This window comes from Rhizobium sp. AN68, from assembly GCF_030758035.1.
Lineage (GTDB): Bacteria > Pseudomonadota > Alphaproteobacteria > Rhizobiales > Rhizobiaceae > Agrobacterium > Agrobacterium tumefaciens.
Genome location: NZ_JARWMI010000002.1, coordinates 737,653 through 764,067, shown reverse-complemented (window position 1 = coordinate 764,067; position 26,415 = coordinate 737,653). Strand labels below are relative to the sequence as shown.

General features: G+C 57.1%; 27 protein-coding genes, 1 tRNA gene and 2 pseudogenes. 15 read left to right on the top strand and 15 right to left on the bottom strand.

From position 1 onward, the window contains the following. Positions 1-19: 19 nt before the first annotated feature. From RBH71_RS06905 to RBH71_RS06895, 3 genes are read right to left on the bottom strand one after another with little or no spacing between them, the layout of a single operon-like run. Entirely contained in the window at positions 20-994 is a 975-nt protein-coding gene (locus RBH71_RS06905) for a hypothetical protein (protein ID WP_323687222.1), read from the bottom strand. Beyond that, positions 984-1,337: a hypothetical protein gene (locus RBH71_RS06900; protein WP_323687221.1), complete on the bottom strand. Its 354-nt coding sequence runs from the start codon at positions 1,335-1,337 to the stop codon at positions 984-986. Before RBH71_RS06900 ends, RBH71_RS06905 begins: the two co-directional genes overlap by 11 nt. Further along, complete coding sequence (locus RBH71_RS06895; protein ID WP_323687220.1) at positions 1,337-2,110, bottom strand: dCTP deaminase domain-containing protein; 774 nt, start codon at positions 2,108-2,110, stop codon at positions 1,337-1,339. The genes RBH71_RS06900 and RBH71_RS06895 overlap by 1 nt, the downstream gene beginning before the upstream one ends. Before the next feature lie 406 nt (positions 2,111-2,516). Between RBH71_RS06895 and RBH71_RS06890 the strand changes: the two genes are divergently transcribed. Next, complete coding sequence (locus RBH71_RS06890) at positions 2,517-3,344, top strand: three-Cys-motif partner protein TcmP (protein ID WP_323687219.1); 828 nt, start codon at positions 2,517-2,519, stop codon at positions 3,342-3,344. Here RBH71_RS06890 and RBH71_RS06885 read toward each other — a convergent pair. From RBH71_RS06885 to RBH71_RS06870, 4 genes are all read right to left on the bottom strand, one after another. Beyond that, the gene (locus tag RBH71_RS06885; RefSeq protein ID WP_323687218.1) at positions 3,341-4,090 is read right to left on the bottom strand and encodes a DUF5131 family protein; all 750 of its coding nucleotides are present in this window, start codon (positions 4,088-4,090) and stop codon (positions 3,341-3,343) included. The genes RBH71_RS06890 and RBH71_RS06885 overlap by 4 nt on opposite strands. A 171-nt stretch (positions 4,091-4,261) precedes the next feature. Beyond that, positions 4,262-4,552: a phage holin family protein gene (locus tag RBH71_RS06880; protein ID WP_323687378.1), complete on the bottom strand. Its 291-nt coding sequence runs from the start codon at positions 4,550-4,552 to the stop codon at positions 4,262-4,264. A 196-nt stretch (positions 4,553-4,748) separates the two neighbouring features. Continuing rightward, positions 4,749-4,988, bottom strand: coding sequence for a hypothetical protein (locus tag RBH71_RS06875; RefSeq protein WP_323687217.1), 240 nt, complete (start codon positions 4,986-4,988; stop codon positions 4,749-4,751). A 29-nt stretch (positions 4,989-5,017) separates the two neighbouring features. Next, a complete protein-coding gene (locus RBH71_RS06870) occupies positions 5,018-5,926 on the bottom strand; it encodes a glycoside hydrolase family 19 protein (RefSeq protein WP_323687216.1) in 909 nt (302 codons plus the stop codon). A gap of 292 nt (positions 5,927-6,218) precedes the next feature. On the opposite strand from RBH71_RS06870, the gene RBH71_RS06865 reads away from it, so the two are divergent. Next, positions 6,219-6,941: a hypothetical protein gene (locus RBH71_RS06865; protein WP_323687215.1), complete on the top strand. Its 723-nt coding sequence runs from the start codon at positions 6,219-6,221 to the stop codon at positions 6,939-6,941. Positions 6,942-7,319: 378 nt separating this feature from the next. On the opposite strand, the gene RBH71_RS06860 is transcribed toward RBH71_RS06865, so the two are convergent. Then, the gene (locus tag RBH71_RS06860; protein ID WP_323687377.1) at positions 7,320-8,102 is read right to left on the bottom strand and encodes a hypothetical protein; all 783 of its coding nucleotides are present in this window, start codon (positions 8,100-8,102) and stop codon (positions 7,320-7,322) included. An 88-nt stretch (positions 8,103-8,190) separates the two neighbouring features. Here RBH71_RS06860 and RBH71_RS06855 point away from each other — a divergent pair, with 88 nt between their 5' ends. Continuing rightward, positions 8,191-8,445 (top strand): helix-turn-helix transcriptional regulator, encoded by a 255-nt coding sequence (locus RBH71_RS06855; RefSeq protein WP_111788647.1) that lies wholly within the window; start codon positions 8,191-8,193, stop codon positions 8,443-8,445. Further along, positions 8,446-9,534 carry a site-specific integrase gene (locus tag RBH71_RS06850; RefSeq protein ID WP_323687214.1) on the top strand — a complete coding sequence of 363 codons (1,089 nt, stop codon included), beginning with the start codon at positions 8,446-8,448 and terminating at the stop codon, positions 9,532-9,534. Between the two features lie 100 nt (positions 9,535-9,634). On the opposite strand, the gene RBH71_RS06845 is transcribed toward RBH71_RS06850, so the two are convergent. Continuing rightward, positions 9,635-9,719, bottom strand: a tRNA-Leu gene (locus tag RBH71_RS06845). Between the two features lie 296 nt (positions 9,720-10,015). Between RBH71_RS06845 and uppQ the strand changes: the two genes are divergently transcribed. After that, positions 10,016-10,615 (top strand): polysaccharide biosynthesis GNAT family N-acetyltransferase UppQ, encoded by a 600-nt coding sequence (gene uppQ / locus RBH71_RS06840; protein ID WP_111802661.1) that lies wholly within the window; start codon positions 10,016-10,018, stop codon positions 10,613-10,615. Between the two features lie 63 nt (positions 10,616-10,678). Here uppQ and RBH71_RS06835 read toward each other — a convergent pair whose 3' ends face one another. From RBH71_RS06835 to secA, 5 genes and pseudogenes are all read right to left on the bottom strand, one after another. Continuing rightward, positions 10,679-11,950: a GNAT family N-acetyltransferase gene (locus RBH71_RS06835; RefSeq protein WP_003511245.1), complete on the bottom strand. Its 1,272-nt coding sequence runs from the start codon at positions 11,948-11,950 to the stop codon at positions 10,679-10,681. 8 nt (positions 11,951-11,958) lie between these two features. Next, on the bottom strand, positions 11,959-13,374 hold the full coding sequence (uppV, locus tag RBH71_RS06830; RefSeq protein ID WP_111802660.1) for a Wzx-type polysaccharide biosynthesis protein UppV: 1,416 nt from the start codon (positions 13,372-13,374) through the stop codon (positions 11,959-11,961). Positions 13,375-13,431: 57 nt separating this feature from the next. Further along, a pseudogene (locus RBH71_RS06825) lies at positions 13,432-14,578 on the bottom strand (acyltransferase family protein). Positions 14,579-14,716: 138 nt separating this feature from the next. Continuing rightward, the gene (locus RBH71_RS06820; protein WP_111802658.1) at positions 14,717-15,610 is read right to left on the bottom strand and encodes a DMT family transporter; all 894 of its coding nucleotides are present in this window, start codon (positions 15,608-15,610) and stop codon (positions 14,717-14,719) included. 149 nt (positions 15,611-15,759) lie between these two features. Further along, positions 15,760-18,469: pseudogene (gene secA / locus RBH71_RS06815) on the bottom strand (preprotein translocase subunit SecA). Positions 18,470-18,712: 243 nt separating this feature from the next. Between secA and RBH71_RS06810 the strand changes: the two are divergent. The 6 genes from RBH71_RS06810 (at position 18,713) to RBH71_RS06785 (ending at position 22,878) form a co-directional block, all read left to right on the top strand. Continuing rightward, positions 18,713-19,576, top strand: coding sequence for a peptidylprolyl isomerase (locus tag RBH71_RS06810; RefSeq protein ID WP_111802712.1), 864 nt, complete (start codon positions 18,713-18,715; stop codon positions 19,574-19,576). Between the two features lie 92 nt (positions 19,577-19,668). Further along, on the top strand, positions 19,669-20,910 hold the full coding sequence (gene argJ / locus RBH71_RS06805) for a bifunctional glutamate N-acetyltransferase/amino-acid acetyltransferase ArgJ (protein WP_111802657.1): 1,242 nt from the start codon (positions 19,669-19,671) through the stop codon (positions 20,908-20,910). 18 nt (positions 20,911-20,928) lie between these two features. Continuing rightward, positions 20,929-21,705, top strand: coding sequence for a GNAT family N-acetyltransferase (locus RBH71_RS06800; RefSeq protein ID WP_013761724.1), 777 nt, complete (start codon positions 20,929-20,931; stop codon positions 21,703-21,705). Then, positions 21,702-22,115 carry an 8-oxo-dGTP diphosphatase MutT gene (gene mutT, locus RBH71_RS06795; protein ID WP_003511235.1) on the top strand — a complete coding sequence of 138 codons (414 nt, stop codon included), beginning with the start codon at positions 21,702-21,704 and terminating at the stop codon, positions 22,113-22,115. Before RBH71_RS06800 ends, mutT begins: the two co-directional genes overlap by 4 nt. Before the next feature lie 162 nt (positions 22,116-22,277). After that, the gene (locus RBH71_RS06790) at positions 22,278-22,592 is read left to right on the top strand and encodes a hypothetical protein (RefSeq protein ID WP_003511234.1); all 315 of its coding nucleotides are present in this window, start codon (positions 22,278-22,280) and stop codon (positions 22,590-22,592) included. A 94-nt stretch (positions 22,593-22,686) separates the two neighbouring features. Continuing rightward, the gene (locus RBH71_RS06785) at positions 22,687-22,878 is read left to right on the top strand and encodes a Flp family type IVb pilin (protein WP_026330706.1); all 192 of its coding nucleotides are present in this window, start codon (positions 22,687-22,689) and stop codon (positions 22,876-22,878) included. 17 nt (positions 22,879-22,895) lie between these two features. Here RBH71_RS06785 and RBH71_RS06780 read toward each other — a convergent pair whose 3' ends face one another. Continuing rightward, on the bottom strand, positions 22,896-23,777 hold the full coding sequence (locus RBH71_RS06780) for a methyltransferase domain-containing protein (protein ID WP_003511231.1): 882 nt from the start codon (positions 23,775-23,777) through the stop codon (positions 22,896-22,898). Positions 23,778-23,921: 144 nt separating this feature from the next. Between RBH71_RS06780 and RBH71_RS06775 the strand changes: the two genes are divergently transcribed. From RBH71_RS06775 to RBH71_RS06760, 4 genes are read left to right on the top strand one after another with little or no spacing between them, the layout of a single operon-like run. Continuing rightward, positions 23,922-24,713, top strand: coding sequence for a ComF family protein (locus RBH71_RS06775; protein ID WP_111802656.1), 792 nt, complete (start codon positions 23,922-23,924; stop codon positions 24,711-24,713). Between the two features lie 60 nt (positions 24,714-24,773). Beyond that, complete coding sequence (gene grxC, locus RBH71_RS06770; protein WP_003511229.1) at positions 24,774-25,028, top strand: glutaredoxin 3; 255 nt, start codon at positions 24,774-24,776, stop codon at positions 25,026-25,028. A 29-nt stretch (positions 25,029-25,057) separates the two neighbouring features. Beyond that, positions 25,058-25,909, top strand: coding sequence for a carbon-nitrogen hydrolase family protein (locus RBH71_RS06765; protein WP_003511228.1), 852 nt, complete (start codon positions 25,058-25,060; stop codon positions 25,907-25,909). Beyond that, positions 25,906-26,334, top strand: a complete 429-nt coding sequence (locus RBH71_RS06760; protein ID WP_111802655.1) for a DUF1178 family protein — start codon at positions 25,906-25,908, stop codon at positions 26,332-26,334. The genes RBH71_RS06765 and RBH71_RS06760 overlap by 4 nt, the downstream gene beginning before the upstream one ends. Positions 26,335-26,415: the final 81 nt, after the last annotated feature.

The following is a 26,415-nucleotide window of genomic DNA, read 5'->3' as shown; positions in this document are numbered from 1 at the left end:
CCCCGTGAGAATGTTCAACCTAAAGCGCCGCCCACTTCCCACATGTGAGGTGGGGTTCACCTCTCGAGTAATAATGGCACTTGTTGTTGTTCGAACAACCGTTTTCGGACTCCAGAAGGAATCTGGGGTTAGCAATAAGATCTCGGCAGAACGCTGGATGCATATTTGACGGCAGATCGCCCCAGTCATTCATCCCAATACGACCAGAGAAGATGAACTTCTGGTTGGGGTGCCTCAACGCAACTTGTCGACTTTCTGAAATCCTTTCTTTGATGATCTCCGATCTAGTAGGATATATCAGCCGCTTGTCCACGTTGTAGAAGCCTGAAGACAAATCTATAAAGTTAAAGGGGAGTTTCGCGATTTCGTTTTGAAAGTCGGCCGCTCCACTTTTGTCGAAGTCACTATCTCCAGTCTTCAAGGATATACGTATGGACGTCTCGACACCGTCCATAGTCAAGGCCACCGCAAGCGATTTCAGCTCGTCGACAACATAGTCGGCGAGGGGATTTATGCGTCGGTCGATCAGGAGGCTAAGAAGGTACCCGTGAGCAGCATGAAACTGGACGTGACGAAACCCATGCGCGACTGCAATAGCCGCGCCCGAACGGAAAGAATTCATCACCTCCGCAATTTCCTCCAAATCCATACGTGCAGCCAATTCACGTCCTTCTGCGATCACGGCGCTTGGAGTGGACGTGACGAACTTCCTTGCCCCGGCATATCCTTCCCAAACTGTCGCAAGTTGAATACCGGCATTCGCTCCCTTGTCATTAATTCTCTTGGCAAGGTCTGCCCATATTGGGTCAGGGGAAATAACTGGGGTCGAAACATTTGTCCCATGCCCGTTTGGAACGACAACGTTGCCGACAATTGCGCAATAAAGTTCAGGAGAGCTTCGGCATTCATAAAACTCCAAATATCTGTGATCCGGGAGGCCATCGGTGATGAAACCGGTATTCACTGCCGCGAAAAAAATAAATCTATCGCTCAAGATATTGGTACCGCTCTCGATTGATCTTCATTTTCCGGGCAATTTCGTCCTCCAAATCTCCGTCAAGGATTGAAATTAGCCGAAAGACGTAGATTGAGACATCGGCGAGTTCTGAACGAAGTTGCGGTGCCGCGTCGCTCAGACTAGGGCCTTTATAGCCCGGAGTTGAAACCGCAAGACCTACTCTTTTCAAGCTATCGGCGAATTCTCCTACCTCACTTATTAAGCCGACAAGGTCTCGCATGAGTTGGTCGTGCCGCTCTGTGTCGGTCGTGAACTTAACCGGGAAACCGCGAAGCTCGTCGGCGTCGATTTGGGATTTTATTATGTCGGAAAGTTGCATCACTTGTTCCTTCTAAAATTATTTACGAAAGTCGCGCCTACCCAGAGAATCAAACTCGTCCCTAAGTTTCCGGCAACGCCCCAAAACAGATCAAGGATTTTCCCCTGTACGAGGAATATGAAGACAGCGTTCATTGCGATTGCAATAAAAACTGCTCCTAACGTTAAGATTAGGGTCCACTCTAAACGCTCGATCGCCGACCTTGTTGCGAAAGGTAGAAGAGCCAAAGCCTCTTCTTTCTCGGATTTCACGCGTTCGTCATCGCAAACGTCGGCGTATTCTTTCTGGAGATGAGCTTTTATGGGCCATATGCCGGCTTGGAAACCATGTTGCCCCTGATACGGCCGCCCTGCGTCTCCGGAAAGCTGCGTGAAATCCGCTTTTGCAATCGGTTCACCTTGAGGAAGAACGATGTATTTGTCGCTGATGTTTTGAGTCACAATCCCCAAATGGCCGGCGAACCCTGGATCCGCATATGTCGAAACGGGCGTTAATCCAATGCTGAATAGGGCGCCTTTACTCACGATCCGGACAAGAAGGTTTCTAGGAACGTTCAGTTCCTCCGCTGTTATCAGTACCACGCGATGGCCGGGTTTTATCAACACCTTTTGGCCTTCAGAGAGCTGGAAACGTTTCCCTTCTTCATTCAGATCATAATAGACGCTCCCCATACGCAATTCGTAGCAGGCACCACCGATACCTTTAGCATCGAAATTAGTGATGAGTCGGTCTTGCTTAATCGCATTTGCGATATCTCGATCATTTAGTGTCATTAACCAGCCCACGGTTTAAGGTTCTACGTTTGGTTGATTGTCGCCCATATCATAGAAGTAGTGAAAACAATCGTTGCTAACGATCATTTTAAACGGTTGTCAACGACCAAGGGGCTGGCGTCTTTTGCGGCGGGTTGACAAAAAGCATCGAAAGGCCACGAGATAGCTTCGATCCATTATCGTTGATTGGGCCGAGCCTTGACCGGGCGTTGCTGCGGTGAAAGTCCTAGAGCGGCTGTGTTGCGATGAAAATTCTAGTTGAGTAGACTCGACTCCAATCCCTCTGCGTGTTCTTTTTCCGAACGTTAGAACAACCTTTCTCGAATCGAAGCTTTCCTTCTCGGGCTGGCGCTTGAGGATAAAAATGAAGGGTGGGGCGGCGAGAAAACCATGCGGCGGGGCGGTAATGGGTGAATTGATCGCGGGAGACGATGGCCTTCCGGCCGAAGAGGTTGGTCCTTGGGCGAAGGAAAAGCAGGAATACCTCTGTCGCTATGTAGACATCTCTCGTGCTGTTCGTGCCAAATATTTGCCGCCGTCTGGTCGGGGGGGCGCAACGTACATCGACCTATTCTGTGGCCCAGGCCGGTCACGCATTAGAGAGACAGGGGAATGGATTGACGGCAGTCCCGTCGCAGCCTGGAAGAAGAGCGTCGAGGGCGGCGCTCCGTTTTCCAAGGTAATTATTGCTGATATCGATATCGTCCGCCTAGAAGCGGCGGCTGAGCGTTTGAGTAAACTTGGCGCTCCAGTCGCGACGATCCATGGAGCTGCCAAAGACACAGCAATCAGCGCATTGCAGCGCGCTGCCGCTTATGGACTAAATTTCGCTTTTCTCGACCCTTACAGTATCGGCGCGCTAGACTTCGAATTATTCCGCACGCTTTCCCGCCTCACTCGAGTAGATATCCTTGCTCACATAAGCAAAATGGATTTTCAACGCAATTTGCCCAGTAATATAACCGAAGAGCAGAATGAGTTCGAGAATTTCGCTCCGGGGTGGCGTGAGGCTGTAAACCTCAAACAGTCCCACCAGCACGTCAGACGAGAGGTGTTCGACTACTGGAAGAGTCAGGTCGCAGAGACGGGGATAGCCACGTCCAAGGACACAAAGCTAATTACAGGCAGCCGAGGACAACATCTCTATTGGCTTTTGCTGGTTGCTCGACACGAGTTGGCTCACGCCTTCTGGAAAACCTCGACTAAAAGCGATCAAGGTTCATTAGAATTTTAAGCGGTGAGTTGTGGCATCTCATCCCAAGTTTTTCCACGATATGACCGGCCGGCAGCTTTTTTGTTTTTTCCGCCCCATTGTTTAAAGAAAAAGGCAGCCCCGGCCTCCCCGCATTGCTCAAAAATTTCATCAATCCAAGCAGGGTCCATCGGACGAGCATGCGGACCGGATTCGCCTCCAACGATAGCCCAGTGGATTCCATCGAGTTTACCACCTTTTACGGAGCCGATCAGCGGCTCATACGATACGAAGCGAACGGCAGCCGGGACGTTGCGCAAATCGTCGAGGCGATGAAGTACCCGCCCGTCTTCAACGCTTGCTCCAAGCCAGACGTTTGGAAGAATATCAAAGTTTTCGCTCAGGATTTCGGCCATCCGGTCCGGTCTTTTAGTTAGAATCTGGTAGGTATGCCGACGCGTATCTTTCATCGCACACCACACTTTACGAACGAAATCGACCGGCACATCAGGGTGAAATAGGTCGGACATCGAATTCACGAACACGTTTCGAGGCCTTGACCATGTCGTGGGGATCGACAGGGCCTTCTCGTCCAACGTGATTTCACCCGTCCATTTCGCACGGCCGCCGCTCTTACGAGTTAGACCCTTGTACTTCTCAACGCCCATAGCCTCGAGGCGTGCGGCCATTCTCATCGCGTAACAGTTTGTGCAGCCAGCGCTCATTATCGAGCATCCGGCAACCGGGTTCCACGTTGCGTCGGTCCATTCAATTGAAGTTTCGGCCATCGGCAAACCTTCTTAGAGATTATCGCAATTGTAGCAGCTACGGTTAATTTTCCGATAAGGTGAATTTGGTCGGCCTTTGCCCGAAACGCCCATAACCGCGTGCCGCCATCCGAGGGCGGCTCAGTACAAGGGCCGGGCGGAATTCCAGCCGGCCCTTTGTTTTTTGCGTGGTCAGGCGACCTTTTTGCTAAACCAGCGCTGGAAGAGAACTTCCGTTCCACGTGGCCCGAGGTAGGCAAGCGCGGCAATCAGTCCGGTTGACGCAGGCTGGTTCATGCCGAAGTATGACGCAACGCCTTCACCGATAAGCGCCATACCCACGGCCACCGGAAATTCCCAAAGCAGCTCGCGCCCGAAGAATTTTCTGTTGCCCTTTCTGGCTTCGTTGCCATGCCACATGAAGCGGCCGGCAAGTGCGCCGATTATAGTTGTGAATGCCCCGCCGCCCCATGCGGTCAGCATTTCGTTGAACGAGTTGAATTTGTCCACCTTCAGCCCCTTGGCTTCATTGAAGCCTTACGATTTCTATTTCCGGCAAGCAGGGTCTTTCATGCACTGCTGGTTGTTTGAGTGGATGGCAGGGCCAGCAGTGGCATCCTGCGAAGCCAGCCGCGCCGCCTCCGCATTTGAAAAGCGCGTAACCTGATATCCGCTGCCTTCAGTCGTCGCAGGCACCGTCAGGCAACCGGCTAGAGCGCATGAGAGCGAGGCAACGATGGCGAGGCGCAAGATCGCGAAACGATGCATTGTTTTTCTCCATTTCGGTGATGCGTTGGAGCGCATTCTTTGCGGCCTTCACCTCGCTCTCTGCGCGCTCGATGGAGCGCCCTTCGTGTTTTCCGAGGTGATAGGAGCCAGCGGCGAGGGCGAACGCGCAGATAAGCCCCCCAGCCGCCATTTTGAGCCATCCGGCATCGAGACCGAACATTACCGTGCGGCGCGCCGGTTGATCGTGATCCGGCCGGAACCGATAAGCCACGTCAGAACCACGGCCCCGATAGTCGCGAAGACCAGGCTACCGAAGGCCCACGGATTGGAGATCGCGCCGAACAGGGTTGCGCCGCTTTCAACAACGCCCTTCAGGTCGTCCACCGCGCCGAGGCCGATAGCGCCGAGGAAGCTGCCGATGATCGTCAAGAGCGACTTGCTTTTCATGGCCGGCACGTTGTCCGGCTGGGCATCGCGTTCGGCAACATCGTCCGGCTGGCCCTGATAATAGGCGAGGGTCGCCGCTTCCAAGGCGTCAAGGAAGGATTTGTAATAGCCTGCGATCAGCTTTGCCTTGTCCCGGCCGTTAACGACCGCACGCGCGCCGACCGGATCATCGTTCTTGAGGTTGAAATAGTCGGTCAGCTTCTTGCCGGTAAACAGGCCTTCCAGCATGCCCACGATGGCGATCTTTGCGCTGATATCGAGATCGAGGGCGAGAGATGGATTGCCGACCAGGTCAACATCGATCCGCTCGCCGAGGACTTTGTAGTTTTCTTCGTGCGTGAGCTGGATATCGCCCCGGCCGAAGTAGGCTTTACCGTTTGCGCCTTTGCGCCAGTACGGCTTTCTGACCTGTCCCAGCCGGCCGGCGTTGTATGCCTTGTCCAAAGCATCGATTGCGCCGGCGTCGGTGGAGGCGAAGGTTTCGCGCACAGGCACCATCCGGCCACCCGTTTCGTGAAACACCGACGCCAGAATGTAGGCGAGGGGGCGTTTATCCGGAGCGGGAATTTTGTGAGCGTCCCAGCACCGGAACAGTGCATTCATGCCATCAATCTGGCCCTGCGTAAGACGGCCGCCAAAAGGCGCGCGCCTCGCATATGCGAAGAACGTTGTCGCATCCATAAGGATAACTCCGATTTTGATGAGGATTGCCCGAAGGCGAGGGGAGGGATTGAACCTTGTGGTTCAAGTGCCCGGCGAGGCCGGGCATTGCCAAGTCACGCGATGCGACCAGACAGGAAAGGCCGACGCGTTGCGCCGACGATCAGTTATTTAAAGGGTCGGGTCAGGATGAGGTTAAAATGACGAGACTGTGGTAGGACGAACTGAAACTATGCTCGCAGAGCGTGATTGGCGTTTCTTGACCCTGTGACATTCCGTGATAGGTCATTCGAAAAAGTTCGCAGGAGCCTTAATGTCCATAAAGATCACTCATGATGCAAAATCGGGTCAATGGAGCTTTTCGTTTGTTAGGCACCTAGTCAGCGCCCTCGGCTTCACGTTCCTCGGGTTCGGGCTGGCGGCGTTGGTCACTCCATGGTGGTGGCACCTGCTCGTGGCGGTTTTTGGAACGGCGAACGTCCCACTCGACGACGGGATCAATTATTGGGTGTCAATTCCATTGATTGTCCTTGGTCTTGGAGTTCTCGCGATCAAGTATTTCGTTCTGGATCCACAAACCGCTCGGCGGGAGCAGGACAGGACTTCAATCGCCGCGTCGCCTCCGAACGTCATTGCAGTCGCCAGATACTTTGACGATCTCGTGGATGACCACTCCTATCGGTCCAGCCGCGATTCACAGTTCTCACACTCCCAAACTCAATTCGCGGGACCAGCGACAGGTCTGCAGGACAAAAAGACGGATTTGTTGTTCAAGCAGTACGTTGAAGCTGCGAAGACCCTCCACTTTTTTGTGAAAACGAACTTCTTCACCTTTCCGAATAACCAAGGCCAAAATTCAGACTATCGATATTGCATGACGCCGCACCTCAACATGGATCGAGAGATGCTCGCCTATGACGCGGGCAAGGTTGCTAAATACGACGAGCTGGAACAGCAACTTTCGCAGAAAGTCGCGGCAGCCCGTCAGGCCTACGATGCCTTCATCACTCGGCTGAGAGAGCTTGGGCATATTTGAGCGGCGTCTGCGGGATCGAGTCCGTAGGTTGACGGGATTGTTGCGTCATCGGCGCCCTTCCATGTCCTTCGGGGGTGCAGTGCCGGAGAACCAGCACATCACTTCCAACTATGGCGTCCCGTCCGCTGGCGAGCGGAAATCTGCACAACGGTGTCCGAATTGGGGTCGAAGACGCACGTTCATGAATCGTTCGATCAATGCTCTCTCTTGGCGCAAAGGTGCCAAATGCGAGCTGTAACAAATGAACTAAAGCCTGTTTGGGACGGCAGCCAAGCCATGCAAACCAAGGCTTCCGGTACCAAAATTCAAAAGGGTTCAATTGGGACAGCATAGCGGCTGCTTAGGGTGTCATTTCGTCCTCAACGCGACCAATTCCATCTAGTTTTCGTCCGTGCGCCCCAGCCGAGGCGTCAGAAAGTGTGCCGGCGTTGCGGGTGTACCAGGTGCACTGTTTGGCGCGACCTTGCCGCCATTTTCCGTTCCGCCCTTCGAGCCGCCAGCGCCGCCAGAGGAACCGCTGCCCTCGTAATCCTCGCCTTCCGTCGATGATTTGCCATCGTAGAGTTTGCCGGAAATGTCGGTGGTGAACGTGCCTTTCGCGACATACTTATGCGTGGCCGTGTCGATGATGTAGGGCACGCCATCAAGGCCCGGCCGGATTCCTGCGTAAAGCAGCGGCGCACCCGCGCAGATCGAGGTATCACCGATCACGGTAACCGATGTACTGCCCTCGCCACGCTTCAGGTTCTTGGCTTTGGCCTGCGCCGCCTTGTCGGCTTCATCCGGCGAGGAAAACGGTTCGGGAATGCGATAGACGCTATCGCCGTCAGCGTCCGCATCCGCTTCGATTTCGACGCGCTGCGCCTTGTCGCTATCCTGATAGTAGGCAACGACCTTGCTGTATTTCGTGCGGTCGCCAACATCGAACTTCAGGCTGCCGAGCTGCACCATTTCAGGGGTGACGATGACGCTACCGATATTGTTGCCGCTCGCCGATCTGCCCGAACCCAGCTTTGAAAACAGCAACCGGCCGCGCTTGATCGAGAACAGACCGTTATGGCGCTGGGCGAGCCGGCGCAGGAAATGCAGGTTGCTTTCATCCTGCTGGCCGATCCAGTCATAAACGAACTTCGACAGATCGGAATCAATCGCCGGCGTCAGACCGCTTTCGTTGGCGATCTGCGAGACGATATCGCCGAGGGATTTTTTATCCCATGCCGCCCGCGCTCATGATGGAAGGACCAGCAGCATGACAGCCGCCGCCGAAGCCCGACCAGCCAGCGCATGCCCGCTGCCACCGGTTCTAGGTTTGAGCCGCGAACAGGCAGCCGCCTATATTGGCGTTTCCAAATCCTTGTTTGACGAAATGGTGGCCGATGGCAGAATGCCAAAGCCGAAGAAGGCGAATAGCCGCACCATTTGGGACAGGCGGTCGCTCGAAAGAGCCTTTAGCCGCTTGCCCGGAGGGGAGGGCGATGAAACAGAGGAATGGGATTTCGCGTAAATGCCCAAGAAGTTCGCAAAAAAATATGTAGTGGAAGATCGAACCGGGGGCAGTCTCCGGTTTTATTTTAGGCGCAAAGGCCAGCCGAAAGTTCGCCTGCCGGGGTTACCCGGCACCGACGAGTTCAATGCGGCTTATAACGCCGCGTTGGAGGGCGTACAGAGAGAAGAATCCTCCGGCCCGAAGATGGCAGGGAAGGGGACATTCCGCTGGCTATGCCAGCTCTATTTCCAGAGTGCGGAATACAAACAACTGGACACCAAGACGCGCTATCGCCGCAAGCTCATAGTTGAGGCGATGTGGAAAGAGCCAATCAAGAAGGGAGACAAGAAGCTATTTGAGGATGTGCCGGTACCTGCATTTACTGCAAAAGCCGTTCGCGTTCTGCGGGACCGGAAGGCGGAAACGCCGGATGCTGCGAATAGCTGGCTTAAGGCGTTACGCGCAATATTCGGTTGGGCGACAATGCCCGCCGTTGAACTTTGTACGACTAATCCGGCCCGAGATATTCCCTACTTCAAAACCGGGTCGGAAGGTTTCCACTCTTGGACTGCGGATGAAGTTGACCAGTTCATCGCGAAACATCCTATCGGCACGAAAGCCTATCTGGCCTTGATGCTGATGCTTTATACAAGCCAGCGCCGTAGCGATATCGTGCTGTTCGGAAAGCAGCACATGACAAAGGGTTGGCTCCGGTTTGTTCAGGAGAAAGACAAGAAGAGGAAACCCCGTAGATTGGAAATGCCGCTGCATCCAAATCTTGTGAAGGCTATCGAGGCCGGGCCGTGCGGTGATCTGACCTTGCTCGTCACCGAATTCAACAAGCCCTTCACGTCGAATGGCTTTGGCAACTGGTTTCGAAAAAGGTGCGATGAAGCCGAACTTACGCATTGTAGCGCGCATGGGCTGAGAAAAGCAGCCGCTGCGCGGCTGGCAGATCGCGGCGCGACCGAGCACCAGATTATGGCTATCACCGGCCATACAACGTCTAAAGAGGTAATCCGCTACACCAAGGCGGCTCGCCAAAAGGTGCTCGCAAAAAGCGCCGTCAAGCTGATGGATCAGGCTGTTGACGACAGCGACGATTGACCAAAAGCAGAACAAAAGTGTCCAACTTTTCTAGGTGATGCAAACCACTTGGACATTTAGTGCCAGAAAACCTAAGCAAATCAATGCTATTTTTAGGTAGTGGTACCCCAAGCCGGGATCGAACCAGCACTCCTTGCGGAACCGCATTTTGAGTGCGGCGCGTCTACCAATTCCGCCATTGGGGCAACGGTGGTAATGCCACGGCGTCTATCACGGCCAATGGCATGCGTGCAACCCCAAAGCTGATTTTTCCTGTCTAATGACGTGCGTTTGCAGCCTTCATTTCAGAGCTTTTACCGGGCGGGGAATGAAAGGAGAGTGGCGTTTGTCCGTCCCGTATCGGTACACCGACGGTTGTGGCGTTAAAGCAATATTAGATACCACTAATAAATTAGAATATACACAATCGCTAATTGAATTATGATGTTTGCGTGGAGTTTCCACGCGGGGCGGGAGAAGCCAGAACTCATAGGAGGAAATTATGAGGGCGCTTTCTCGCAATTTGTTACTGTCTGCCTGTCTGATTTTACCGGTCAACGCCCACGCGCTGGATATCGGGATTGGCGGTGAGAACGGGGTGAATGCCAGTGTGGGCGGCAATGGCAGCGGTGGGCTCGGTGTCGATGCTTCCGTTGGTGGCAGCAATGGCGTCAATGCCAGCGCTGATGTCGGCGGCAGAAGCAGTGGCGGACTGGGCGCAGATGTCAACGCGTCGGTCGGTGGCAGCAGCGGGGTCAATGCGGATGTCAACGCATCCGTCGGCGGCTCCAGCGGCATCAATGCCAATGTTGGTGCGAATGTGGGCGGATCGAGTGGTCTTGGCCTTGGTGTCGGGCTTGGCATCGGCGGCTCCAGCTCGCCAGGCAATCCGGGGAACCCCGGTAATCCGGGCAATCCTGGAAACCCCGGCAACACGGGGCCGGTATCGCCCGGTGGCATGCGCAATGCCATACAGGCCTATAACGACATGTCGCGAAATGAGCAGATCAAGCTTGCCCGTCGTTGTGCCGATATTCTCGGCGGCGGATATGACGCCGCACTGACACAATTGTGCAAGATGATCCGGACGGCCTCGCGCTGACGCAGCGTCAGCCCCATGGATAGTCCGAGACCAAACCGAAGGATGCTGCGGCATCCTTCGGGATTAACTGTTCTTGCGCCCAAAGGAGAGGATTTTCTGGCGCAGGCTGCGGGCGAGGTTGCGGGTGTTGCGATACATGTCCACCTGCGTGGAAACCTGTCGCACGTCACGGTCGCTGTTCTGCGCAAGCCCGACGACCAGAGTGCCCATTTCCTGCCGTTCCTGCCAGAAGCGGCTCATGATCGGATGATCGGGCACTGCGCAGCTGTCGCTGCGCAGAATATTAGCGTCGTCCAGCTGCCAGTCGGTCAGTTTCTGCACCAAAAGTTTGCCGGGTGAAAACCGCGAATAGGATTCGTCAAAGGCGGTCTTCCACGTATAGGCCTCGCCAGCCGTCATGAAGACGATCATGGAGGCGATGGCGCTGCCATTGAGATCGATGGTGTGAATGCGCACCGCATCCGCTTCAGCCAGATTTGTGATTGCCTCGCGGGCGAAGGCGGCGCGATAGCGGTCGTTCACCAGCGCGCTGCGTTTGCGGCCTTTCCAGCCACTCGCTTCCAGCGCCAGGAATTCCTCCATGCGGTAGCGTATGTCCTTCGGTTGCCGGGTAACGGTGTAGGAAAGGGCCCCGAGTTTTTCGAGCTGTCGCCACTGCCTGCGCATCTCCCGCAAATGATGCGGCGCAAGTGAATTACGCAGATAGGCTTCGCCGTCCAGAAGGCTCTCCAGCATCGGCCGCTGATAGTTACCAGTCGTCGTCACCGGCAGGTTGCGGCTGATTGCTATGGCCTTGAACATCCGGGCAAAAGGCCCTTCAAGCCGTACATCCGGCAGTACCAGAACATTCGGCAGGCGCATTTCCCGGTCGGAAAGCGCATCGAAAAGATTGTCGAGCGTCTCTGCGGCACCTTCGGTATCGACCAGCGGCGTGCCGAGAGGGCCGAAGGGGTTGGCCCAGCCACGGATGATGGAGGGACCGATGGAAAAACCCGGCTTTTCCACCGTGAAGGGCATCAGAAAGCGCATGCGGCTTCTAGCGCCGTTCTCGTCGCGAATAAGGGCGAAGCGCACGGACTTGTCATCGATACGCGGCATGGCGGGTGCAAGAAGCCGCCCTGTGAAGAAGACATTTGCCTCCATGACGCGGTTGGACAGGAAGTCGAGTTCTTCCTGCATGTCGTAACCGAGCCGGCCAGGATAGATGCAGAATTCGCGGCCGTCGCGTCCCACGCGCCGGCTGCTGTCGGCCACGGGTCGGTCACGCTCCGTAGACGCCATCAGCGCAGCGATGCGCGGGTCCTGAAAATCCGGATTCTTTGGGTCGCTGGACATGCTTATCGTTACACCGCCTTCCCAGTGTCTTGACCCGCCCGGGGATCGTTGAAGGCAAAAAGGACGATCCCGAGTGTGCGGCGAATGGCAACATGCAATAGCACAGCTTCTATGCACATTGCTATCGCGACAGCTGCCGCAGCGCCTGTCAGACCATAGACCGGAATCAACACCATGTTGAGTATAATGTTACAACCGAAGATAATAATATAAAGAGCTACGCACAATTTTTGTTTGCCGGCCATATTCAGCAGCGTTTCTCCCGGGCCGATCAGTGCTTTTGCGAGGAAGCCGGCAAAGAGGAAGAACATCAGCTTGTAACCCTGTACGAAGCCGGGACCGAACAGGGACAGCAGAAACGGCCCTGCCAGAAGCACGAGACAGCCAACGGCAAGTGATGGCCAGAAGGCCCAGCGCGCCGCCTGGCTGGCGAACCCGGCCAGCCCCTGCCTGTCATTGGCCGCAATGAGCGCGGCCAGACGTGGGGCCGCAGCCGCCTGCACGGAAAAAAACACGAATTGCATCAGCACGATGGTTTTTGCCGCGGCAAAATAGATGCCGACCTGATCCGGCGGCAGATATAGACCGACGATTACTACATCTGAATTGGTCATCAAAAAACCGATGCCGTCGATCAGGAACATCGGAAAGGCAAACCGTATCCACGGACGGAAATGCACCCTGCTGGCAACGCTGCGGAAATGCCGGTTGAGCCGGCGGTTCATGAACACGAAGTGGAAAAGCGTGGTGACATAGGTGGCCAAAAGGGCCGCAAGCATCGCTGTCGTCGCGGTTTTTTCCGCGCCGAGACGGATCGCCACCAGCATGAACAGCAGGATCAGCACCGGGCGGATGATATAGGTGGGGCTGAGGGCTGAAACCGTCCAGCCGTTGGCACGCGCTGTCCCGTTCAGCACATCGCCAAGCGCCACCATCGGCAGGGTGAAAAGCGCCAGCGAAACCGGAATGAGGTAATAGGCGGAGATGCGCTCGCCGAAGAAAAACAGGAAGACGAAACCGAAAAATGCAAGCGCGCTGGCCGAAAGCATGGCGAAGAGGCGCGCTGTCGAGGTTAGACCCATGATCTTGTCATGGGCATCCTCCAGGCGGTAGCCGGGCAAAAAGCGGATGACGGTGGTGTGAAAGCCGAGACAGGAGAGGTTGCCGAACAGGATGACCAGAACCCAGACAAAAGCGAACAGGCCATATTCGAATTCGCCCATCAGGCGGGCAAGGATGATCTGGGAGATGAAAGCGATACCGGCGCTAATGATGCGCACCGCAAAGGCGACGAGCGCCATGCGCTGGGCCCTGGAGACATCGTCTCTCCCGGAAACGACGACGGCGATTTTTGCCCCCAGCGGCGCCAGTTTAGCGCGCAGGCCTGCGGGTAAGGCTTTTTCCGCCGTGTTGAGGATAGCCATAATCCACACGCCATCATTTCCAGTTGAGTAGGCAACTGGATTATAAGCACCTTATCATTAACGAAGGGTTTGGGAGACAGGCACCTGTGTGCCGATATTGGCCACCTGCCTCGGTTTGCGGATCCCGTTGAAGAGAAAAAGGGCAAGCGGACTCCGGCGTATCGCCTGATGCAGCAGATAGGCCGTTATCGTGGTGGCGACGACGATGATGGCGAATTCCAGGATCGGCGGCAGCGAGATCAGGATGAAGAGGGTGCCGAAGGCATAAATCAGCGGGTGGTGAACCAGGTAGATGGTGAAGGAAGCGTCGGTCATTCTCCTGGCAAGCCGGCTTGGCCGGTCGAAAAAGCGGCAGGCGATGTCGATCAGCAGACGGCTTGCCGCCACGGCGGCGATTGCGGAGACGAGTACCAGCAGGGCCGAGTTCGAAAAAGGATATTCCAACCGCAGCGTGACCGCTGCCGCGATCGCGGCAAACGCGATGACGCCCGTGAGGATGCCCGTCTGGCGGAAGCGGTGAAAAAGAGCCCGGTCTCGATGAAGCAAAGCCCCGATAAGGAAGAACGGTACGTAACGTGCGTAAGGGTCGGAGGCCCGTTCATAGAGAACGAGAAGGCTGTTCCCATTTTTGCCAGCAAGCAGGCCCGAACCGTAAACTGTCAGCTCCCATAAAACAGGGAAGGCGCAGAGCGCTGCGAAAAACGCGACTGGATATTGACCCCGCATCCTGCCGAACCAGTCTCTTGCATAGGCGAGGGGCGGGCGCCCCGCCAGAAATAGCAGGCCGGCAAGCAGACCCGAATACGCGATAAGGGCGGGTAGGAACCATAGATGCATGATCCATTGCTCACCCGGAAGCAGCAAATCCGGCAGGTTCGCGAGCAGCCGGTCGGCGGGAATATCACCTTTGGCGATACCTGCCAGTTTCAGCAGGAAAAGCTGCGATGGCCCAAGCAGGAGCACGGCCACGATGAAAGGGACGCCAAGGCGAAGGAAGCGCTGTCTGAGCCATGGCATCTTGCCCTTCCTGCCGATGACCATGGTGGAAAAATAGCCGGCCACCAGAAAAAACGAAGGCATGCGGAAGGTGACGAGCGCTGCCCCAAGCGCGGTCAGGACTGGGCTGGTCTCGAAATCCTTGATGTCCCAGGGCAAAGCATAGCTGTAGAGCAGGGGAGGCGTGATAGGGTATGCCGAGCAGCATGAGGAGTGCCCGCAACGGGTCCCAATAATGCTCATAGTCTGATTTGCCCGGTTGCATTTTCCCCTCGCGTGACGAACGCGATCCCGCCTGATCCGTAACGATCAACACGACTATTGGTGGAAAACGCTAATAAACCCTTCATGCACCCGACGGCGTGGGCGGGGCCTTTTTCTTGGGCATGAGGTCAAGCACCAGTGCGCAGCCCAGAATGATGATGCCGGCACCGAACAGCTGGGGAAGCGACAGCGGTTCGTCGAGCACCAAGGCGCCAACAAGCACCGCCACAACGGTGACGGCAAATTCCACGCTGATCGCCTTCGTTGCGCCGATCGAGGAGACCAGCTTGAAATAGGTGATGTAGGTCAGGCCGCTCATGACGACCGCCTGTATCAGAAGATAACCGTAATCGACGAGATCGGGCGTTCCGGGCAAGGGCACCGCGAAAAGAAGCGGCAGGGTCATCAGGCCGCCTGTCAGGAAAGAACCGATGGTTATTTCCCAGGATCCAACCCCCTTGAGGTGCAGGCTCGCAAAATTGCTGCCATAGGCGGCACAGATGCAGGCGGCGACAGCGGCAGCACAGCCAATGACAAAGCCGTATGTGACAGGAACAGCGGGAAAACCAACGAGCAGGACGATGCCGGCAAAGCCGATGACGAGACCGGCAATACCCTGCCGCGTCAGGCGTTCCAGACCCCAAATCTGCGAGATTAGCATTGAAAAAAGCGGGATGGTCGCCACCAATATGGCTGCCATCGCAGTGCCGATCTGAGGCGTCGCGTAGGACAGGCCGATTAGTTGCCCGGCGACCGTCGTTGCGCCGACGATTGCGAAAGCGCGCCAGCTTGCGGAGAATGCAAGCTTCCGGCGTGCCGCACGCGCAATGAGAAAGAGTGCTACAGCGGTTATGAGCGAGCGAAGCGTGACTGCGCCAATCCAGCCGAAGGCTGCGACGACATGTAGAAGCAGCAGGAAAGACACGCCCCACGTAATCGCGAGAAAAATATAGGCGGCAAGATCGCGAGGGGCCATGAAAGCAGTTTCCGCAGGATGATCCGGCTCCCATATGGAAAGTGCCGATACCAGTCAACACCCCGACCAGCAGCAATGATCCTGCCCAAACAAAATCGCCCGTAACGCAGGTTACGGGCGATCGATTTCTGGCATAAAGCACTGGCCTTTTACGCCTGTTCGTAAACGCCGTGGCAGTGCTTGTACTTCTTGCCCGAGCCGCAGGGGCACATTTCGTTGCGGCCGATACGGCCCCAGGTGGCGGGGTTGTTCGGGTCGCGGTCCTCGGCCGGTACGAAAGCGACCGGCACGCCCTGCGCCATCTCATCTTCCCCGGTGACGGGGTCGAGGTGATGCGCGGTCATTTCCGGCAGCTCCGGCTGCTGCGGTTCCTGCTGCACCAGTTCCACGCGCATCAGCTGCGCGGTGACGGCTTCACGCAGGTTGGTAAGCAGCGACTGGAACAGCTCGAAGGCTTCCGCCTTGTATTCCTGCAATGGATCGCGCTGGGCGTAACCGCGGAAACCGACGACGGACCGAAGGTGATCGAGGTTGACGATGTGTTCGCGCCACAGATGGTCGATTGTCTGAAGCACGACCGAGCGCTCGACATAGGTCATGATCTCCGGGCCGAAACGTTCTGCACGTTCAGCGGCGTATTTGTCCGCGGCCTCGGTAACGCGCTGAAGAATGTCGTCCTCGGCGATGCCCTCTTCCTTCGCCCATTCCTCCACCGGCAGGTCGAGGTTCAGGAACTGGGCGATACCGGCCTTGAGACCGGCGATATCCCACTGTTCGGCATAGGCATTTTCAGGAATATGCTTGGTGACGAGCGCTTCGATCACTTCGTGGCGCATGTCGGCTGCGGTTTCACCGATATTGTCGGATTCCATCAGCTCAAGGCGCTGCTCGAAGATGACCTTGCGCTGGTCGTTCAGCACGTCGTCATATTTCAGCAGGTTCTTGCGGGTCTCGAAGTTACGAGCTTCGACCTTCTTCTGGGCGCGTTCCAGCGCCTTGTTGATCCACGGATGGACGATGGCCTCGCCGTCCTTCAGGCCGAGCTTCTGCAGCATGCTGTCCATGCGCTCGGAACCGAAGATGCGCATCAGGTCGTCCTGAAGCGACAGATAGAATTTCGAGCGGCCGGGGTCGCCCTGACGGCCGGAACGGCCACGCAGCTGGTTGTCGATACGGCGGCTTTCGTGGCGCTCGGTCGCGATGACGTAGAGACCGCCAGCGGCAAGCGCCTTTTCCTTGAGAACCTTGATCTCGGCGCGGATGGCCGCTTCCTTCGCATCACGCTCCGGACCCGGCTCCATGCCTTCCAGCTCGCGCTCCAGACGCATCTCGACGTTGCCGCCGAGCTGGATGTCCGTACCACGACCGGCCATGTTGGTGGCGATGGTGACCGCACCGGGAACACCGGCCTGCGAAACGATATAAGCTTCCTGCTCGTGGTAACGGGCGTTCAGAACCTGGAAATCGGTAAAGCCGGACTGGCGCAGCATGTGGGCCAGAAGCTCGGACTTCTCGATGGAGGTCGTGCCGACGAGAACCGGCTGACCACGATCGTGCGCCGCCTTGATCTCGGCGATGATGGCGAGGAACTTCTCTTCGCCGGTACGATAAACCTCGTCGTCCTCGTCGATACGCTGGATCGGCAGGTTGGTCGGCACCTCGATCACGTCGAGACCGTAGATGTTGCCGAACTCTTCCGCTTCCGTCGATGCCGTACCGGTCATGCCGGCAAGCTTTGCATACATGCGGAAGTAGTTCTGGAAGGTGACGGAAGACAGCGTCTGGTTTTCCGGCTGGATCTGCACCTTTTCCTTGGCTTCCAGCGCTTGGTGCTGGCCTTCGGAATAACGGCGGCCCGGCATCATGCGGCCGGTGAATTCGTCGATGATGACGATCTCGTCGTTGCGGACGATGTAGTCCTTGTCGCGAGTGAAGAGCTTGTGGGCCTTCAGCGCATTGTTGATGTGGTGAACGATGGCGACGTTTTCGATGTCGTAAAGCGATTCTGCCCTTGAGCAGGCCCGCTTGCCGCAGCAGGTTTTCGAGCTTCTCGGTGCCGTCTTCGGAGAAGTTGGCCGAACGCTGCTTCTCATCGATTTCGTAATCTTCCGGCGACAGAAGCGGAATGAAGGCGTCGATGGTGTTATAGAGATCGGAGCGGTCGTCCAGCGGGCCGGAGATGATAAGCGGCGTGCGCGCCTCATCGACCAGAATGCTGTCCACTTCGTCGACGATTGCGTAGTTGTGGCCGCGCTGCACCATCTGGGCGCGATCATATTTCATGTTGTCGCGCAGATAATCGAAGCCAAGCTCGTTATTCGTAGCGTAGGTGATGTCGCAGCCATAGGCCTCGCGGCGCTGGTCGTCATCTAGCCCGTGCACGATCACACCGGTCGTCAGACCGAGGAAACGGTAGAGCTTGCTCATCGTGGCCGCGTCGCGCTGGGCGAGGTAGTCGTTGACGGTAACGACATGCACGCCCTTGCCGGCCAGCGCATTGAGGTAGACCGCAAGGGTCGCCACCAGCGTCTTGCCTTCACCGGTCTTCATTTCGGCGATGGCGCCCTGGTGCAGGATCATGGCACCGGTCAGCTGCACATCAAAGGGTCGCATGTGCAGAACACGGCGCGACGCCTCGCGGGCGACGGCAAAAGCCGGGATCAGCAGATCGTCCAGCGATTTGCCGTCCGCAAGCTGCTGGCGGAACTCCGCCGTCTTTGCCGCCAGCGCGTCGTCGGAAAGAGCCTTGGTGGCTTCCTCCAGCGCATTGATGGCTGCGATCTTGCTTTTATAGGAGCGGACGCGGCGTTCATTTGCCGAACCGAACAATTTGCGGGCTATTCCGCCGAGGCTGACCATCTTACTGGCCCTTTCTGAAATTCCGTTTTCGCAGGCGGTTTTTTCCATCACGCCGATTTCGGCAACAAATGACGGACTTCGCCCTTCAACGTATCTGGACGCGAGGTTGCGTGACAGATAAGAGGGGGGGCAAATGATGTCAACGGTTCTGCCCGTTACAGAATGGCCACAATCCGGTGTTTGGAAGTTTTTTCAGAGCCGGAAACCATGTCTGGAGCCGGCATTGTCCCCGAAAGGTTCAAAATGTTGCGCTATAATAAAATTGCGGCTGCGGTGATTGTGGCCACGCTCGGCCTCCAGTTTCCTGCCTTTGCACAGGAAGACAAGGTTGTCGCCAAGGTTGGCGATCTGGAAATCCACCAGTCCGAACTCGACCTTGCCATGGGCAATCTCGATCCGCAGCTCGCACAGCTTCCCGACGAGCAGAAAAAGGTCGCAGCCCTTTCCGGCGCGATCGACGTCAAGCTTCTCGTGAAGAATGCCAGCGCCGAAGGTCTGGAAAAGACCGAAGACTTCAAGAAGCGCATGGAGTTCATTCAGGACCGTGAGCTGCACAACGCCTATTTCCGCAAGCATGTGGTTGATGCTGTCACCAATGAAGAGGTGAAGGCGCGCTACGACAAGGAAGTCGCAGCGCTGCCGAAGGAAGAAGAAATCAAGGCAGCCCATATTCTGGTTGCAAGCGAAGAAGAAGCCAAGGACGTCATCAAGCAGCTTGATGCGGGCAAGGATTTCGCAGCACTTGCCAAGGAAAAGTCGACCGACTCCAACAAGGATGATGGCGGCGATCTCGGCTGGTTCGGCAAGGGCCGCATGGTTCCGGAATTCGAAGAGGCCGCTTTCGGTCTCGAAAAGGGCGCCTACACCAAGACGCCTGTCAAGACGCAGTTCGGCTTCCACGTCATCAAGCTGGAAGACAAGCGCATCGCACCGCCGCCGGCTTTCGAGCAGGTCGAGCCGCAGGTTCGTCAGCTTGTCATGCGTGACAAGTACGTTGCCCTCATCGAGAAGGCAAAGGCTGACCAGAAGATCGAAATCATGGATGAGACGCTGAAGAAGGGCTACGACGAAGCCACGAAGGAACAGCAGGCACAGCCGCAGCAGTAATAAAACCGTGTTACGGGGCGGCCACAGGCCGCCCCGCTTCATCTCAGGCACTTTCAAATCTTCCCCGTTTCCAGAATCTCAGGCGCTTTCCCATGTCCGTTGCCGTTTCCCCGCTCGCTCCGAAATCCTATCCCGTCATGCCCGCGCTGCGTGGTGTTCGCATGGCGACGGCTGCCGCCGGCATCAAGTACAAGAACCGGACCGACGTTCTGTTGATGGTGTTCGACAAGCCGGCAAGCGTGGCCGGCGTTTTCACAAAATCGAAATGCCCCTCGGCCCCCGTTGATTTCTGCCGCGCCAATCTCGGCGGCGGCGTGGCGCGCGCCGTGGTGGTCAATTCCGGTAACGCAAACGCCTTTACTGGCGTCAAAGGCAAGGCCGCGACCGAGTTGACGGCGAAATCCGCAGCCGCTGCCGTCGGCTGCTCTGAAAATGAAGTGTTTCTGGCATCGACCGGCGTAATCGGCGAACCGCTCGATGCCACCAAGTTTGCCGGGGTTCTGGGCGACATGCAGGGCATGGCCGAAGCCGATTTCTGGCAGGAAGCCGCCAAGGCAATCATGACGACCGACACTTATCCCAAGGTGGCGACCCGCACGGCCGAAATCGGCGGTGTCGTGGTCACCATCAACGGTATCGCCAAGGGTGCCGGCATGATCGCGCCCGATATGGCGACGATGCTTTCTTTCGTGGTGACGGATGCCGATATTGATCCGGCCGCGCTGCAATCGCTGCTTTCCGCCGGTGTCGGCCCGACCTTCAATTCCGTGACTGTTGACAGCGACACCTCCACCTCCGATACGCTGATGTTGTTTGCGACCGGCGCGGCGGCTGAGGACGGTCAGGTCAAGGTGACGCGCGCCGATGATGAGCGGCTTTCCTCCTTCCGCTCCGCCTTGAACGATCTCCTGAAAGATCTGGCCCTGCAGGTGGTTCGCGACGGCGAAGGCGCACGCAAGATGGTCGAAGTCACCGTTACCGGTGCGGAAAACGATGTCGCGGCCAAGAAGATCGCCCTTTCGATTGCCAATTCACCGCTGGTGAAGACCGCAGTTGCCGGCGAAGATGCCAATTGGGGTCGCGTCGTCATGGCTGTGGGCAAATCCGGTGAAATGGCCGACCGTGATCGCCTTGCCATCTGGTTCGGCGGCGTGCGCGTTGCCGTCAATGGCGAACGCGATCCGGATTATTCGGAAGCGGAGACCACCGCCGTGATGCGGCTGGAAGACATTCCGGTGAAGGTTGACATCGGTCTCGGTGAGGGCAAGGCCACCGTATGGACGTGCGACCTGACCAAGGAATATGTTGCGATCAACGGCGACTACCGGAGCTGACCGTTGGAGCCGAAGAGAATGCAGGACAATAAAATCGTCAATCTGCCGCTGGTTCGCCGTCTGGAAGCAGTCAGCTTTCGGGCATGGCCGGCCTCGTCGGTGATTTATGACGGTAGCTGGCAAATCCGCCTGACGGGGTCGCATCCATCCAAACGCATCAATTGCGTGGTGCCGCTCGATCCTTCCGATTATGGAAACTGCGCGGTGCGGCTAGAAAAGGCGCGCAAGCGCTTCGAGGATTTCGGTCGTCCGCTGGTGGTGCGCGAAACGACGCTTATGCCGCCGCAGCTCAAGGATTTTCTGGTAAAGGACGGCTGGTCCATGGTTGAGGAGGTCAAGGTCATGACGGCCGATCTCGCTGGCATGGAACTGCCGGAAACGCTGGTCAGCCTGCCGAGCCACGATATTGGCCGTTTTGTCGAGGCGAGCATCAAGGTCAGCGATGGCGACCCCACCCTGCGCCCGGCGATCGCTGAAATCCTCAGTTCGATCAAGCCGACCCTTGGCCTGTTCATCAACGAAGAAGCAGGGGGCAGCGCACTTGCTACCGTTATCTGCGTGCAGGATAACGATCTTGCCGGCATTCTTTCCCTCGATGTCGAGAAGTCGCAGCGGAAAAAGGGCCTCGGCACGCAGCTGCTGGCGTCAGCACTGCGCTGGGCCCGCATCAGCGGCGCCAAAAGCGCCTGGTTGCAGGTCGTCTCCACAAATGCGCCCGCGATTGCACTTTATGAAAAATTCGGCTTCACTGAGGCCTATTCCTATCGCTACTGGCGCAAGGCTGGTGAAGAATGAGCGAGGCGGGCAAAAAAATCCTGCTGGTTGCCGCCTGCGCCCTTCTTGATCAGGACGGCCGTATTCTTCTGGCGCAACGACCTGAAGGCAAGTCGCTTGCCGGCCTGTGGGAATTTCCAGGCGGCAAGGTGGAACAAGGCGAAACACCGGAGGAGACCCTTGTCCGCGAGCTCGACGAGGAGCTGGGTATCAAGACCAAGATAGCCTGCCTTGCGCCGCTGACGTTCGCCAGCCATACCTACGAGACTTTTCACCTGCTGATGCCGCTTTACGTGTGCCGTCGTTATGAAGGCATGGCCCATGGGCGCGAAGGACAGGCAATTAAATGGGTAAAGCCGCAGGCTCTGCGTGATTATCCGATGCCGCCGGCCGACGAGCCGCTCATCCCCTTCCTTCAGGATTTGCTTTAAAGCGAACTTCCTGGCGGGTTCGATCCCCTCGCGCAGCCTGTTGAAAACATCCCGTAACTCCGCTTTACCGTGCCAAAACGAGGCTGTGTTAACAGATCGTTCAGCACCCTCTGGCAGATTGTTAAGCTAAAGAAGCGGTAAACTGCGCGTATGAGGTTGGCTATGAACGAGGATTTCTGGAAGACGGTGGAAGGTCGTCAGTCTTACTCCAACAAATCCCGTCGCACAGGCGTTCTTAATGTCGCGCTGCTTTTCGGGACGGCTGTGATTGCTCTTTCCTTGATCGTCACCCCCATGCTTGCCGGAAAATCATCAACGCGCGTCGCGCAGTTCTCCGACAATTACGACATGATAAGCACCGGCTCCATCAAGAAGACCGATGCTGGCAAGACCTATTCCATCCGCCGCAGCATAACCCAGCCGATGCCAGAGATGCCCTGTGTCGTGACGGGCTATAGCAGCGAGAGCGGTTGCTGATCGTTTACCATCATCGGTAACGGATTACTCATGCCCGTGGCATAGTATAAATTCGATTTTAGCAATATATAATGCCGGTTAGCGTAAGCACCGGATGGCGGATGGAGAATATCCCGTGCTGCATTGTTTTATTCGTTTCTTTAAAGACGAAAACGGCGCGACCGCAGTCGAATACGGCCTGATCGTCGGCGTTATTTCCGCCGCAATCATCGGTGGCGGAACCACCATCGGCAGCACCATCAATGCTGTATTCCAGTTCCTCGCCGATACTTTTGCCAACATCTGAGGCCTGCGCTACGCCTATCAGGAAAGCTTGACTTCGGTCGTCTTCAGGGCATCAGCAAGGCGCATTTTGGCGGAACCAGGTTTCAGCGGTTTCTGCTGGCTCTCGTGCGGCGCCCAGCCTGAGACATAGATGATGGAAAACGTGGCTCTGATCCGCCCGTCCGGATCGGAATAACGTTCGGCGTAAAGCTCCGCTGCCCGCAGGAAAAAAGCGCGGTTGAGAGGTTTTCTGCTGCGGCTTGCCAGCGGATTGGCCATGCCCATGGCGCGCAGATCGCGCATCAGCGGAAAAATCGAGTCGTAACGCACCGTATAAGTTTCCGCGTCGGTGACGGGAAGCGCAAAACCGGCACGCTGCAACAGTGCGCCAACATCGCGGACATCGGCAAAGGGAATGACGCGCGGGCTGGCGCCGCCGGTCAACTCGGCTTCTGCAGTCAACAGCACATCGCGCAGTTCCTGCAATGTGCCGCTGCCGGGAATGGCTCCGAGAAACAGTCCGTCCGGCTTTAACGCCCGCCTTATCTGGATCAACGCACCGGGGGTGTCGTTGGTGAGGTGGAGGGCAAGCGGGGAAACAATGAGATTAGCGGAGGCTTCTTCGAGCGGCAGATGCTCCATGGAGGCCACCTGCGGCAGATTCCCATCCGTCGCAAAGGAGGTATCCGTCTCGATACGGCGGATAGCATCCACCTTGCCCGTCTCAGTCAAGCGCCGGGCGGTGATGCCCGTCCCACCGTGCAGTTCGATTGCGGTCTCGAAACGGCGCTCGACGATGGCGAGCCTGTCGGCAAACTCGTCGGCGGCCATGTCGAGAAGAAACAGGGCCTTGTCGTCACGCCGGTTCCACGCCCGGCGGCGATTTTGTTCGATCAGGGCCTGGTCAAAGAGAATATCCATCGTTGTGCCTGCTCGGCCTGTAGCGCCTTTGGGATCGGCGGGCCGCATCGTTGCTGTCATGCCGCTTCGGGCATTGTTTTTCCGGTCAGAGGCCGAAACATATCTCTCTCGCAAAGGCACCCGTTCGGCGCTAAAGTCAACCTCATGGGCGCTGGTGAAGATCTGTTTTCGGGATTGCTGTCGAAGTCCGCGACGGTGTCGGTGACGGCACGCAGCGTGTTGCACTCGGCCTTCCGCATGGTCTATCCGCCCACTTGCGCAGGGTGTTCCCGCATGACCGGCGGCGAGGGTGCCCTGTGTGCGGATTGCTGGCGGGATGTGGCCTTTATCGATCGGCCTTTTTGTGAGGTTCTGGGCATTCCCTTCGCCCGGGATCACGGCGCGGGCACTGTAAGCGCACAAGCCATCGCCGACCCACCGCCTTTCGACCGTCTGCGTGCTGTTGCCAGCCATGAGGGAACCGCGCGTAAACTCGTGCACCGGCTGAAATATCAGGACCGGACCGATCTTGCGCGTTTCATGGCGCTGTGGATGCTGCGGGCAAGCGACGGAACGGTTGATAGCTGCGACTGTATCGTGCCGGTTCCGCTGCATCGCCACCGCTTCTGGCGTCGCCGTTTCAACCAGTCCGCTGAGCTCGCACGGCATCTGGCCAAGGCCACCGGCAAACCGCTGCTTGCCGGCACGCTGTTGCGCGTGAAGCCGACCGAGCGGCAGGTGGGGCTTTCCGCGCTTGCCCGGCAGGACAATGTGCGGGGTGCTTTTGCAATAGCGCCCGGCCGAAAAACCGATGTTTATGGTAAGCGAGTGGTGCTGGTGGATGATGTTCATACCACTGGTGCGACGGTGGGCGCGGCAAGTCGCGTCTTGCGGAAGGCGGGTGCTACGGATGTGACCGTTTTGACCTTTGCAATGGCCATTTCCGGCCCTATATGAAGCCTGAATGAAACGAGGATATCGTGCGTTTCAGCACACGTTTGCGAGGCTTCGAAATACATGGCACCGGTAACGATCTATACACGGGATTTTTGTGGTTATTGCGCGCGCGCCAAGGCGTTGCTGGACAGCAAGGGCGTCGATTACGCCGAATATAACGCGACGACGACGCCGGAATACCGGCAGGAAATGATCGAGAAATCCGGCGGAACCACCTTCCCGCAAATCTTCATCAACGGCCAGCATATCGGCGGTTGCGACGATCTGCATGCACTGGAGCGTGCTGGCAAACTCGACGTTATGCTGGCCGCTTAATCGGCTCGATTTTCGATACGGAGGACGTGATGATTTTCAAGGCTGCCGCCATTCAGATGCGCTCGGGTGTCGATACGGTGAAAAATGCCGCCGATATGGAGCGCCTGGTACGTGTTGCTGCGGCTGCGGGCGCTGTCTACGTTCAGACGCCGGAAATGACCGGCGCTCTCCAGAAGGACAGGCAGGCGCTTCGCGCCCAGCTGCGTGACGACGATGGCGATATCATCGTTGCGACCGCCGCGCGGCTGGCACGCGAACTCGGCATCCATGTCCATGTCGGCTCGACAGCGATTGCCCGCCCGGATGGCAAGATTGCCAATCGCGGTTTTCTGTTTGCGCCTGACGGTTCGCGTATCTGCAGCTATGACAAGATCCATATGTTCGATGTCGATCTGGACAATGGCGAAAGCTGGCGCGAAAGTGCGGCTTACGAACCCGGTGCTGTCGCTCGCGTTGCCGAACTGCCGCTGGGGAAATTCGGCTTTGCGATATGCTACGATGTGCGCTTCCCGCAGCTTTTCCGGGCGGAGGCACTCGCCGGCGCCGAGGTTCTGACGGTTCCGGCCGCCTTCACCCGCCAGACAGGGGAAGCCCACTGGGAAATTCTGCTGCGTGCCCGCGCCATTGAAAACGGCGCTTTCGTCATTGCCGCCGCACAGGCCGGCCTGCATGAGGACGGGCGGGTCACGTTCGGCCATTCCATCATCATCGACCCCTGGGGCAAGGTGCTGGCAATGGCCGGTGGCGCCGGGGAAGAGATCATTTTCGCAGAGATCGACACGTCTCTCGTGGCTGCCGCGCGCGGAAAAATCCCCAATCTGCGCAATGCCCGCGAGTTCGGACTGGACACGGTTATTCCTGCTGGAGGTGAGGCGGCGTGATCCGTTATGCGCTGGCCTGTGAAAAGGGCCATGAGTTCGAAGGCTGGTTTTCCGGGAGCGACGATTTCGACAATCAGTTGCAGCGCGGCTTCCTGTCCTGCCCGATGTGCAATTCCCCGCAGGTTTCCAAACTTCTGATGGCGCCTTCGGTCTCCACCGCCCGCAAAAAAGACGAACGCCAGTCGCTCGCCATGGACACGGCCAGAAAAGAGGCGCTCGCAAAAATCCGCGAAGCGGTCGCCAATATCCGCGCGAATGCGGAAGATGTCGGCGATAAATTTCCCGAAGAAGCCCGCAAAATCCACTATGGCGAGGCCGACGAACGCGGCATCATCGGCCACGCGTCTGCCCAGGACGCGAAGGCCCTGATTGACGAGGGCATCGAGATTGCACCGTTGCCGGTGCTGCCCGATGATGTGAATTGAGTTTGCCTACGATTTTGATGACGTCCACCACTCAGGGTGACGTCATCCGTCGTTCATGACCGGAGAATTGGGTGCGCTAGC